The organism is Psychrobacter sp. Choline-02u-9, from assembly GCF_002836505.1.
Classification (GTDB): Bacteria; Pseudomonadota; Gammaproteobacteria; order Pseudomonadales; family Moraxellaceae; genus Psychrobacter.
The window spans coordinates 39,780-52,198 of the sequence record NZ_PJBF01000060.1; the positions used below are offsets into that span (position 1 = coordinate 39,780).

The window sequence follows — 12,419 nt, forward strand, 5'->3', positions numbered from 1 at the left end:
ATACGCTGTTCAAAACATTATATGGATGCTGATAGATACACTATCAAGGCATCCTTACAAAGTTAAACTTTTTAAGTCAGCTACTTATTCTGCTGGAGTTGCAGCAGCTTCTTCTGCAGCTGGCGCTTCTTCAGTTGCAGCAGGTGCTTGCTCAGCTTTACCACCAGCTTGAGTTTGTGCGTATTCTTTACCAGCGATGATAGCATCAGCCATAGAAGTTACGTACAAAGTCACAGCACGGATAGCATCATCGTTAGCTGGGATGATGTAATCAACGTTGTCTGGGCTAGAGTTAGTATCAACGATACCGATAACTGGGATACCCAAGTTCTTGGCTTCTTTAATAGCGATAGCTTCGTGATCTACATCTACTACGAAGATAGCGTCAGGTAGGCCGCCCATGTCTTTGATACCACCTAGTGAACGCTCAAGTTTTTCCATATCGCGAGTACGCTCTAGCGCTTCACGTTTAGTTAGCTTAGCGAAAGTACCGTCTTCTGCTTGCTTTTCTAGCTCTTTTAGACGGTTGATTGACTGGCGTAGAGTTTTCCAGTTAGTCAACATACCACCTAACCAGCGATGGTCAACGTATGGCATGCCAGCGCGAGCTGCTTGCTCACGTACGATACCGCTTGCAGCGCGTTTAGTACCAACAAATAATACTTTGTTTTTCTTAGCAGCTAGGCCGTTTACGTAAGTCAACGCTTCGTTGAACGCTTTTACGGTGTGCTCTAAGTTGATGATATGGATTTTGTTACGTGCGCCAAAGATGTATGGACCCATTTTTGGGTTCCAAAAACGTGTTTGGTGACCAAAGTGAGCGCCTGCTTGTAGTAAGTCGCGCATTTCGATTTTGGTTGGATTCTTTGTAGCCATGAGAATATATCCTATTGGTTGGGTTATGCCTCCACATCACAAAAACAGCCTATTTAGCGACACGCATCTGCTACCAGTTAGTTTTCATTAGTAAAGCACTAACAGATCACAAATTAATCAAGTCGCCAAACACCCAGCAATTTTTTGCCATGATGTGTGTGTCATTGGTTGGTTTAAAAAAAGAAGCTATCGCTAGATTGAAGCAAATGCCCGAATCTAAACTATAAAGTGAATTATAAAAAATAGCTGCGCTGTATTTTATCACATAACGCCTCAGAATCTCCAGCAGTTTGTTCGTAGCGTATCAATAAGATAAAAACAAAATATGGCGATAATAAAACAAAAAAAGCGACACATTTGCATCGCTTTTTTCATAATTATCTTTTTAATAGCTATTTTCAAGCAGGGATACCGCCGTCGCTCTTTTATAGCTATCACTCGTTTATAGAGGATTGACTATAACTTATACAATGCAAATACCGATGACCGCCTTGTAACCACGCCACGTAAATGGTGTGATATAGCTTTGACGGTCTTTAGGTAAATAAGACACGCTTGGCGCACTCTCAACAATGTGCGGCGGCGAGATAATAAACTCTGAACCAAACTCTGTCCGAGCGTTACCTGAGATTGTATTGGCCATTTCACCCAACAAATCTTTCATCATCGTGATTGAAGAGTCAGGCTCGCCCATCACTTTGATGACTTCTCGCAACATCACGCTTGGTGCACTGACATAGACGCAGCCTTCTAAAGGGCCCGATATCTTAATGACACCGCTATAATCAAAGCCAATCGCGCTTTTGTTGTTGTTCAAGTAAGGGGTATCAATTGACACTTCCGAGCCATCGATTTGCGCAAAAAATGCATTGATCGAGCTTAGAAATACACCCAGTTTTTCTACTTTAACCATAATATATTAATATCCATCTGTATTACGTGGCAGCATTAGTCTTGCAAACAAACCACAATCTCGCCTACTTGAGAAAGCCAAGTGATGGGGATGATAAAAGAACGCTCATCGTTCGGCAATACAATACTTTGCGGCGCACCTTTGAACACAAATGGTACAGAGATATGAAACTCTGAGCCAAACTCTTTGCGTGCATTGCCTGCGATTGTATTGGCCACTTCCCCAGCCAGATCTACATAGTTCTCTTCACTTTTATCGGTTTCGCCCATGCTGTCTAAGATTGAAGACAGCAAGTCACGCGTCGCCGAAAAATACACCACGCCTTTTTGGCCACCAGATATACCAATCACGCCCGTATAATCGTGGACTTTTGGCTGTTTGTTTTCTAGTAAGTAAGGGGTATCAGCAATAAGCTCTTCTCCCCCAAACTGGTCAAAATAATTACTAATAATACTTAAAAAAATCTGTAGCTTTTGCTCTTTCATAATGACATCTGCTTTGGTCGATGAATAGTATTAGTCTTGCATCAGCTCATACAAAGACTCTACAAGCTCCTCTTCCGAAAAAGGCTTGCACAAAAAGCCGCTAGCACCTAGCGACAATGCTTCAATGCCGGTGGCTTTGTCCGATAACGCTGATACCACTAAAATGCGTACTTCAGGATCAATCGCGATGATTTTTTCAATACACTCTAGCCCATCCATTTGTGGCATGGTTAGGTCCATGGTGATCACATCAGGACGGTGGACATTGAACTTTTCGATGGCTTGAACACCGCTAGTCGCTGTTGCAACCAACATAAACTTTCCTGAATCGTATGCGCGCTGAATACGGTTTCTAATAATATTTGAATCATCAACAATCATTAACTTATGCATAACTTATCTACTACCTTTAATGAAGTGCTTGTCGTCCCTGACAATATAATTACTATTTTGATTAAGCTTTAGGTAAAGTAATGACAAACCGTGTCATCTGACCCAGCTCACTATTTACGTTAAGCTTGCCATCATACTCTTTTACTTTTGCTTTGATGATATCAAGTCCAACACCGCGGCCACCGTCTTCATCTGCGTGCTCTTTGGTAGAGAATCCAGAAGAGAACAGCTGTTTGAGCAAGTCACCTTTGCTAAGCTGATTTGCCTCTTCCGTACCGAAACGACCTTCTTCAATCAGCTTATTACGGATGCTGTCGTAGTTGATGCCTTGTCCGTCATCTTGCACAACCAACATAAAGTTTGAACCGTTGTCCTGTACTTCTAAATCAATGGTCCCAACGTCAGTTTTGCCAGTAGTATGACGCACACTTGGCGACTCGATACCATGGACTACCGCATTACGTAGCAACTGAATACTGATTTCTTTGATTGGCTTTGCAAGATGCGCCGGAATGCTCGTTTGGGTCAGCGTCGTACTTTTTAGCTGTACTCGCTTGCCTTGTCTTGCAGCAATTTCTTTTGTAAATTCACTGTAAAAAGACAATAAATCGTCATCTGCTTCATTGTCTAAGTCGATATCTAGCCCACCATCAAAGTCAGCATTGCTAGCTGCATGGTCTGTTACTGGATTTTGAGTAGCGACTGGTGCTTGTACGGTTGACGCCTTAGCTGCTGACGGTGCTGAGCGGTTGATACGCTCACCCAACGTCGCAATCGTATTCGATAAGCTAAGCAAGTCATCCAAATGTACCGCTAATGGTAAGAAGTCATTACCAGACAACTGACCTTGGTTTTGTAATGCATGCAGCTTGTCTTCAGCATCAGAAGCAATCTTCGTAAAGCTATGTAGTTTTAGTGCTGATGCTTCACCTTTTAAGCTGTGCATTTCACGATAAATAGCTTTTAATTTGCCTTCAAGCTCATATTGTGAGCTACCAGGATTTTTCAAGATATTATTCATCTTCTCGATATGCGCTTGTGTATTACCAATAAACTCGTTAATAATCTTTGGATTTACATTCAAGATAGTCGTTAACATCTCAATCTGCATATCGTTTTGCGAACGCTCTTTTTCTAGGCGCTGTTCTAAATAGACTGCATCTGATACATCATTCACATTGACCAAGATACGGGCAATGTCTTTATTGTCATAAACACGTGAGAATTTGAAATCTAAGAAGCGGTTATCAAGACTCTTGTCTTCAGATAGGTTATGCAGCATAACCTTGTTTAACGGGTTAAGTGAATCTACCAGTTTTTCTTTAACGCGAGGGTTATAGAGCTGCTCAATGAATTGCTGTGTAGTCTTAAGGTCTTTATCAGAGATACGACCACGCAAGACATTGGTAAAGTTTTCCCCTGCCAAGCGATCAGAGCCGATGATATTGTTCAGCGCGCGAGAATGCTGTTGACCAATATTCAAGTCTTTATCCAGTAGGAAAAGACCCGTGTTTACTGTTTCCATAATTTCTTGCGTTTCTTGGCGAGCGGCAAGTGCTTCAGCATCCGTCTCACGTAGACGACGTACAAAGAAGAATACGAAGATTAGGAAGTAGGTAAAGATAGCGGCAACACCAAGTACCTGAATAAGACGAATGGTAGTTGCTTGACGTTCTGCACTATTAAATACATCTTTTGTTAGATTATCCAAAGATTCGTTAATAAACAAACTTGATGTCTTAGCCTGTTCAACTGCTTGAGTCAATTCATCAGCAGAAGGCACCATGACGTTGTCAGCATCTTTTAAGTATGCTTGAATTTTGGGCTCTAGTGTTTTCCACTGCTCGTTGGCAGCGGCTATGTTGGTTTGTGCATTACTATCAATTTTTGGTAAATCGTAGCTATTACCTTCTGCATCTGTGATCGTACTGCCTTGCTCAATGGCGGCGATAGAGCTGGTAATTAGCGCAGTGTTTTGCTCTAAACGGCTTAGCACTCGCTGTATGTGTGGAGACTTAGTATCCTCACCATAACTGCTGTCCAAGTCGAAAAGATCTTTAATTACCGCCTGTGCGCTGTTTGCAACTTGGTTGGTTTGGTCAATTAAAGCGGTATTTCTTTCTAATAAGTTTGAGGTATAAAACGTGAACGCTAGCAAAGCACCGATTAGAGATAAAAATAGTGCAATTGAAATAATCAGACCTTGATAGCGCTTATTGTCGACATTAGGTACGGTTGCCATCTTCAGAATTCCTTAGTTCACTTGCTTAGTATTAGTATCAGAATCACTTTCTTCAGCAGTTTCTGCTGCACCTAACCAACGCGCCTCAATTTCTTTAAATGTCCCTTTTTCTTTTAGTTTGGCAATACCTTCATTAACCGTTTTGATAAGCTGGGTATTTTCTTTTGCCATGAGCACCACTTGCTGGGCTGAAGGTGCATCTGCAGCTTCATAAGGTACAATTTTCACTTTATGCTCAGGATAGCCTTTGACGATATATTGCAAGACTGGCATATCGTACAAGAAGACATCCGTATTACCTTGAACCAAATCCTGATACGCCAAAAATGCTGTAGGTCTCGAAATTAGCTCAACTGAACTGCCCATCTCTTTTAGCGTGTCTTCTTCTTTAGAGCCTTCTAACGTACCTGCTTTTAGACCTTTTATATCGTTTAAGCCTTTTATATCAAACTTACCTTCCAAATACATGATAGTAGCTGGGTTGAAAAAGTATGGTGTTGATAGACCATATCTCACTGCCCGATCGTCTTTGTAAGAAATACCAGAAATCGCTAGATCACGCTTTCCTGTTTCGACGCTATCGAACATGTCTTGCCAAGTTTCCTTATAAAACTCGACTTTGAATCCCTGCTCTTCACCAATAGCACGAATTGAATCAACATCAGTGCCTTGCATATTGCCATAGTCATCTTGGAACGAAAAAGGCGGCAAATCACCAGTCATGGCAACTTTCAATGTTGGCGCTGTATCAGGTAGCTTACTCACAAAGCTATCTGTGTTTTCCTTTACTGGTGCGTTTGCACTTTCTTGAGTAGCAGAATTACCACAGCCAAATAGGCCAACACTCAATAGAATTGGTAACGCTCGATATAACTGCATCATAATCTATCCTTGAAACCTAACGTTGTTTTACATTTTAATTAATTGACAATCTAGCAAGGTTAAGCAATGTCTATACATATTCACTTACAGAAAGTTACGCTAGATAGTACTTGTCTAATTTCATGATTGCAATAATTATGTTTGGTCATTATTTAAGGTAAGCTATATATAGCAAAGGCTGCATATAACTATAAAAAACATATACTTGTTTATAATCAATAAATTCCATCATATAAAATATCTATAAAATCTAATTTTGCTCTGAAGAAAAATATATAGAGTGCACAAAAAAGCACTCATACGCTATGAACGTATGAGTGCTTTTTAAAATACAGCTATCTTAAAATCGAAACGCTTTTACTCTGCGTCATCCAAATTTAAATTACGATCTATTTTCCAAATCAGGAAGGAACCGAAACTCATTAGTGAGAACAGGGCAATACCAACCTTGAGGACTGGATTGACTGGAAACAGGTTCAATAATAAACCGCCAAAGATACCGACTGAAAACATTAGCGAGCCTTGTAATGCACTTGCCATACCAGCACGGCGTTTCTGAAAAGCGAGCGCAATTGCAGAAGCATTAGGCTGAGTCAAACCCAGTCCTGCGATACAAAAGAAAATACAAGCCAGCACTAGTGGTAGCCAAGCATCCGTCCCTAAAAGCAAGCCAGTCACGAATAGCACACCCGCAGAGATAACCTGCATCATCGCCCCAAATCGCAAAATACTTAGTATTCGAAAGCGATTGGTAAGCCATTGGTTTAACTGCGTCAAACCGACAAAACCCGCCGCATTCATTCCGAACAACCAAGCAAAATGTGTCGCTGAGACGCCATAGGTATCCATAATTAACTCTGAAGCCGAGCTGATATAGACAAACATCGCTCCCATTAACAATCCACCACCAATTGCTGGGTAATTAAAAGTCGGATCTTTTAATAAATCCCAATATTGACTGAGCACTTCTCTTGCAGGGCGTACGTTACGGTTTTCTTCAGTCAAAGTTTCAAAAAAGAAAAACTTAGTAAGTAGCAAGTTTAGAGCGCCAAATGCAGCTAAGAACCAAAATATAGAGTGCCAATCAAAAAACTGTAAGAATAGCGCGCCAAGCGATGGTGCCAATATGGGTGCTAAGCCCATCACTAAAATCATGATGGAAAAAGCTTTTGCCGTTTGTTTGGCAGTGAGGCGATCTCGAATCGCAGCGCGAGTAACTACTGCACCGACGCACGCGCCCAATGCTTGTAAAGTACGGCCTGCAAACAGTACGTACTCATTATCAGTGGTCGCACAAAGGATAGAAGCGATAACATACAGCGTCATACCTATATATAAGGGTTTGACACGGCCAACACGGTCACTGAATGGTCCGTAAAATAGCTGCCCAAATACCAAACCTAAAAAATATGCAGGGACAGAGTTGGCCATAAAGGCCGTTGAAACACCGAAATCATCGGCCATCGATGGCAATGCTGGCAGATACATATCAATCGATAATGGGCCTACCGCAACCATCAGCCCAAGCATCATAATCCATGCAACAGGCAAATCAGCAGAGCGCACTCGTTCAGAAGCGATAGGTTTGTTTGGAAGGGAGGGTTTTGAAGCAGACATATTTAGACCGTTTTATATAGTGGCTATTATTTTTGATATTTTATTTTTCGACGTTTAATTGCTTGCACGTGTTGTTAGGTAGGCTTTCGTCATTTTACTGGCTTATCCAGTAATCAAAATAGATACCTTTAACAACAATAGTGCATCTTTACCCACATCGGTGCAAGCAGACAATGCTATATCGTGCTATCTGCTTGCATTTCAATGGCTATAAGATAATGGCGAAACAACCGTTAACAATTAAAAATCGTCAAAATAATTTATCAAAATATGTCTGGTTTTCTTAGGTAGCAATTTCTTTTATCAGAATGAATCAAACGAAAATAACACTAGAAAATTTACTGATAGCAAAAATTTAGCGGAATTGGCGTTTGCCAAATAAGGTGCTGGCCTGCTTTGCTTTTCTGAGGGCAAGCTTACGATTGCGACCAAGCATCATTTTCAGCTGCCATGCTTTTTCTTTATATAAAGTCTTAGCAGGTTGATCATACATCGCATTTATCACGCGTTTGCTTGCTAGCACTGCATCAGGAGAGCGCTCTGCAAACTCGGCAGCAAGTTTTTGTGCCTGTTCAAGAGGTGCTTCACTACAGTGGCTAATCAAGCCTAACTCTTTGCCTTCATTAGCATCGATGATACGGGCGCTCATGGCGAGCTCTTTTAGAGTATCTTCTCGTAGGACCCCAAATGCTGATTGGGTCAGTCCCATATCTGGCACTAAACCCCACTTAGCTTCCATAATAGATAACTGACAATCAGGATGGCTGATACGTACGTCACAAGCCAACGCCAACTGTAACCCAGCGCCGATACAATACCCTTCCAATACTGCTATGACGGGTACTGGCAGATCACGCCATACCAAGCACACCCGTTGGAACGCACTTTGCCATGGCTTAATCAACTCCCAAAGCGCAAATGCTGTATTCTTTGGATGATTTAAGTCCCCTAAGTCGATCCCTGCACAAAAAGTTCCCTCTGCCCCATTTAGAATGACTGCGCGTATGGTTCTGTCCTTGCTAATGCGACCTGCCAGCTTAATCAGCTCATTGATTACCTGAAAACTCATGGCATTTTTTTTATGTGGACGATTTAAGGTAACCGTCAGTATGTTGTCTGTAATACTAACTTGTAAGGTCTCATACTGGTAACTTGCAATTGCGTTCATAACAATCCTTATTAATGAATAAAATAAATCTGGTACTGATATTCACAATATTAGCAGGCTTGTCTTTGTTGTACCGTAGTAATAACTGACTGCCACGATACTATAGTCAGTTTCATATACAGCAAACACAGGTTGTCTAGCTGATAGCGATAAGCAAATCTAATGAGGTTACTTATCGCTTTCTGAACCTGCATGATTTTGTCTGTCTTGCCTTACCCTCAACTTATATCATTTTCCACGTCATGTCATTTTCGCTCAAGCGATGATAATTAAGCTGCGGATAAGAAGATAAATCTACTTTTTGCAAGTTGTCTAGCGCCGTTAATAATACCTCATAATATGGCTCAATCATTGCAAATTGCACAGGTGTCGTATGCTGTACATTTAGCAAGCACTTATCTTCCAAATCTTGGCTAGCCTGACGCAATTGTGGTACACCCGTATATCGACTACCGCCCAATATACGATGAGCAATTTGTGCCAGCATATTGCGATCATGCGATTCCCATGCCTGAATGAGTGCCTGTTTTTCATCATTGATAGTATCGATCATCATGATAATAAGCTTGGCCGCCAATTCAGGTTTGTTCGCTGAACGAGTGAGCGCATCTTGCCAATCTAAAATGTTTGAGGTATCACTTTTGCTTATATTGTTGTTACTAAGGTCATTATTGATTTGCTCGTGTAAAGTCGTATTATCGTGAGCTGTTCTATCGTGAAAGCTTTGGTCTTGAGGCCTTTTATCTTGAGAGCTGTCGATAGACTTTGTTGGTGATTGTAGTAGTGGCGACTGACCTTGTTTTTGTAAACGTAAGCTTTCATAGCGCGGTTGAATATCACGCGCAGTATCTCGTCTATAGCCCTCACGAGGCTGACTATCGCGCAGATAGTCATCACGGATTTTTTTCAGGGATAGTGGACGGGTAATTTTCGGCTCGCTACTGACAGAAGTACTATTACGATCTACCCCATCTCCTCTTATTATTGGATAAGTAGCGGTTGAGTCATCTGAAGACATATCTGAACTGGCTTGAGACTCTTTATTATTTACCTTGTTAGAGAGTAAGTCGTTCGATAAATCATTGTCATTAATTGAGTAACCGCGCAGCGAGTCTATAGCAGTTAGTTCAGCCTCTGATGAGTCGGTATCCTTTACGTTAGCACCTTGTACATTAGCATCTTGTAAATTATCACTCTGCAAATCAGGATGCTGTAAGCCAAAGCTTTGCAAATCTGTATCGGGCAGCGCGGTCAATTGTGGTGTGGTACTCTTACGACCAAGCCATTTCTGTAGCACTTGCAATAACTGAGGTTGGCTAATAGGTTTGCCAACATAGTCGTTGATACCGCTGGCTATAAGTTTGTCACGTTCATCTGCCAACCCGTGAGCTGTCAGAGCGATAATAGGGATACGACTATCCGCATTTTCGATATTTCGAATCTGCTTAGCCGCCTCATGACCTGACATACGCGGCATTTGAATATCCATAAATATCAAATCAATATTGTCTTTGTCTTGAGTAGCCGCCTTATCGTCAGCGCTCGTGTCCTCATGATAGAACGCGCTATTTGTTTTCTTGTTTATCTCATCACGTGTTTCTGCTTTAGAGAGTTGCGTTTTATTCGATAGGCTTTGCTTATCGCTCTTGGCAGTTTTGATATTTTTGGTTTGCTGTTTACTGATAATCTCAATAGCATCAAATCCACTGCTCGCAGTAACTACCTGAATCCCTAGCTCGCTCAATAGAGCATCAAGCACTAGTAAATTGGGCAAATGGTCATCAACTGCCAGCACAGTGACCCCTTTCCAGCGTGGTTCCTGAAGGCTTTGCGGCGTACTACGGCTTTGAGTATCGAGCATCGCATACAGCTGTCTTTTGTCTAATGGTTCATACAATATATTGGCATGATAGCGATTGAGTAGCGCTTGATCGGCCGCCACTTGGTAGCCAAACACAGCAAGCTTGCCTTGATAATGCAGACGAATTTGCTTAAGAAGCGCCATCATATCGTCTTGAGTGTCATCATCAACGATGACCCAATCCCAATAGTTACCGTGCTCTTTCAACGACTCCAGTACACCCGGCAACGAGTTGGCTTGAGTCAATTTAATTGGTAAGTATTGCAAGCTAGCCTTGAGTACTTGTATCGAAGCGGTATGATTAATCCAAACCAGTACATTAAACTCATCGGTCTCGCTTGCCAATGGCGCTAATACTGGTAATTCGATCGTCTGCCCTGTGGCCGCCTCTAGCACGTCGACATGGGCTGGCATGCGAAACCAAAAAGTCGCGCCTTGATTGGCAATATTTTCTTGAGCATTATCATGAAATCCAATATCCCCGCCCATCAAGCGCGTTAACTGTTTGGAGATGACCAGACCCAACCCTGTACCACCATACTGACGCGTGATTGATGGATCGCCTTGGCTAAAGCTTTGGAACAGCATTTTTTGATCTGCCAAAGAAATGCCTTTTCCGCTATCTTGCACGCTAATCATCAGATAATTATCACGGTGATCATCTAAGCTCACACGCACCACCACATCACCACTATCCGTAAATTTAATGGCATTACCAACGATATTGGTCAATACTTGCTTAAGACGTAACGCATCGCCATTGATACGCATCGGCACATCATTGTAAAACAGTACTGCCATGCGCAAACCCTTCTCCGCAGAGACAGGAGATAGCATATCAACCACATCATAAATAGTGTCATAAAGATCAAATTCATGACGATCCAGTACTAGCTTGCCTGCCTCAATTTTAGAAAAATCTAAGACATCATTTACCAAAGCGAGCAAGTGTGCTGAGGACTTACGTATGGTCTGTACATACAAGTCCTGCTCAGGATTAAGCTCACCGTGACGTGCCAGCAAGTTAATAAAGCCATCGATACTGTTCAATGGTGTGCGCAGTTCATGACTGATATTGGCTAAAAACGCAGATTTTGCTTGGCTGGTTGAAATAGCTGCATCACGTGCATTTCGAATAGAGATGTTTTGCATCTCCATCTCATCAAATGCCAAACGTAAATCATCCTCAGTTTGCTCGGCATGGTCTTTGAGCTCTTGAAAGCTTCTATGTAAGCGGCGCAACGTTCTGACTAGATCTTGCTGTAATAGATTCAGTTCACCATCTGACTCAACGGGTACAGGTTGGTATAAATTATCGACATGGGTACGCTGCAACTGCAAACGCAGCTCATAAATGGGGGCAATCCAACGTTTCGAATAGATATTTAGACTCAATAGTAGAATCAGGATAGTAAACAAGCCAGTAATTACTAACGCCATCGCAATACGGTAGCGTGCAATGTAGAGCGGCTCATTATCCATATCGACGAGCAGCCACAACGTCTGCCCTTCAAATTCTCCCAATACACTGCCATACGCTGTGCCTACAGGCGTTGGGCGTTGTGACAAAAAGCTTGCGGAATCACTGATTAATGGCCACTCTTCATTGAGGCCATAACCGACTGTTGCTAGTACTTGATTGCCTTCATTAATAATAGCAATGCGCTGTACATGCTGCTCAGACTGCATACGTCCAAGCTTATCTTGGATACCCTCTAGCGTCGTCATTGCCGCTTGCTGGGTCCTCTCTGCACTACTCCCTACTTGCTGGCGCTCTTGTTCTAGCAGCTCAGGAATCAGTTCAGCTATGACTGGCGTATAGCGAATAAGTACCGCTTCGGCCAATACTTCTTGCTCCGAGTCGCTCGCACGCATGGTTTCGTGAAATACCAAAATGCCGCCCACTGCTGCCAACACACAGATGGGCAAAAACACCAGTATGATCAGCTGACCATAAGCACTACTGGTATCGAAACGTTTTT

9 protein-coding genes are annotated in these 12,419 nt (G+C 42.2%); all 9 read right to left on the minus strand.

Annotation, left to right across the window (positions count from 1 at the left end):
• Positions 1 to 84 precede the first annotated feature (84 nt).
• Entirely contained in the window at positions 85 to 876 is a 792-nt protein-coding gene (rpsB, locus tag CXF69_RS12680) for a 30S ribosomal protein S2 (RefSeq protein WP_057758431.1), read from the minus strand.
• A 463-nt stretch (positions 877 to 1,339) separates the two neighbouring features.
• Positions 1,340 to 1,789, minus strand: a complete 450-nt coding sequence (locus CXF69_RS12685; RefSeq protein ID WP_101204234.1) for a chemotaxis protein CheX — start codon at positions 1,787 to 1,789, stop codon at positions 1,340 to 1,342.
• A gap of 35 nt (positions 1,790 to 1,824) precedes the next feature.
• A complete protein-coding gene (locus CXF69_RS12690; RefSeq protein ID WP_101204233.1) occupies positions 1,825 to 2,274 on the minus strand; it encodes a chemotaxis protein CheX in 450 nt (149 codons plus the stop codon).
• Positions 2,275 to 2,304: 30 nt separating this feature from the next.
• Positions 2,305 to 2,667 carry a response regulator gene (locus CXF69_RS12695; RefSeq protein WP_057758425.1) on the minus strand — a complete coding sequence of 121 codons (363 nt, stop codon included), beginning with the start codon at positions 2,665 to 2,667 and terminating at the stop codon, positions 2,305 to 2,307.
• Positions 2,668 to 2,728: 61 nt separating this feature from the next.
• Entirely contained in the window at positions 2,729 to 4,909 is a 2,181-nt protein-coding gene (locus tag CXF69_RS12700) for an ATP-binding protein (protein ID WP_102078799.1), read from the minus strand.
• A gap of 12 nt (positions 4,910 to 4,921) precedes the next feature.
• Positions 4,922 to 5,791, minus strand: coding sequence for a transporter substrate-binding domain-containing protein (locus CXF69_RS12705; protein WP_101204231.1), 870 nt, complete (start codon positions 5,789 to 5,791; stop codon positions 4,922 to 4,924).
• 357 nt (positions 5,792 to 6,148) lie between these two features.
• On the minus strand, positions 6,149 to 7,408 hold the full coding sequence (locus tag CXF69_RS12710; protein WP_101204230.1) for a multidrug effflux MFS transporter: 1,260 nt from the start codon (positions 7,406 to 7,408) through the stop codon (positions 6,149 to 6,151).
• Positions 7,409 to 7,763: 355 nt separating this feature from the next.
• Entirely contained in the window at positions 7,764 to 8,576 is an 813-nt protein-coding gene (locus CXF69_RS12715) for a crotonase/enoyl-CoA hydratase family protein (protein WP_101204229.1), read from the minus strand.
• A gap of 223 nt (positions 8,577 to 8,799) precedes the next feature.
• Positions 8,800 to 12,419: hybrid sensor histidine kinase/response regulator (locus CXF69_RS12720; RefSeq protein WP_101204228.1), on the minus strand; the 3,620-nt coding region annotated here is incomplete at its 5' end.

Coding starts and splice junctions, on each gene's coding strand:
- CXF69_RS12700 (WP_102078799.1), bottom strand. CDS start 4,909: ATGGCAACCGTACCTAATGTCGACAATAAGCGCTATCAAGGTCTGATT.
- CXF69_RS12695 (WP_057758425.1), bottom strand. CDS start 2,667: ATGCATAAGTTAATGATTGTTGATGATTCAAATATTATTAGAAACCGT.
- rpsB (WP_057758431.1), bottom strand. CDS start 876: ATGGCTACAAAGAATCCAACCAAAATCGAAATGCGCGACTTACTACAA.
- CXF69_RS12710 (WP_101204230.1), bottom strand. CDS start 7,408: ATGTCTGCTTCAAAACCCTCCCTTCCAAACAAACCTATCGCTTCTGAA.
- CXF69_RS12705 (WP_101204231.1), bottom strand. CDS start 5,791: ATGATGCAGTTATATCGAGCGTTACCAATTCTATTGAGTGTTGGCCTA.
- CXF69_RS12690 (WP_101204233.1), bottom strand. CDS start 2,274: ATGAAAGAGCAAAAGCTACAGATTTTTTTAAGTATTATTAGTAATTAT.
- CXF69_RS12685 (WP_101204234.1), bottom strand. CDS start 1,789: ATGGTTAAAGTAGAAAAACTGGGTGTATTTCTAAGCTCGATCAATGCA.
- CXF69_RS12715 (WP_101204229.1), bottom strand. CDS start 8,576: ATGAACGCAATTGCAAGTTACCAGTATGAGACCTTACAAGTTAGTATT.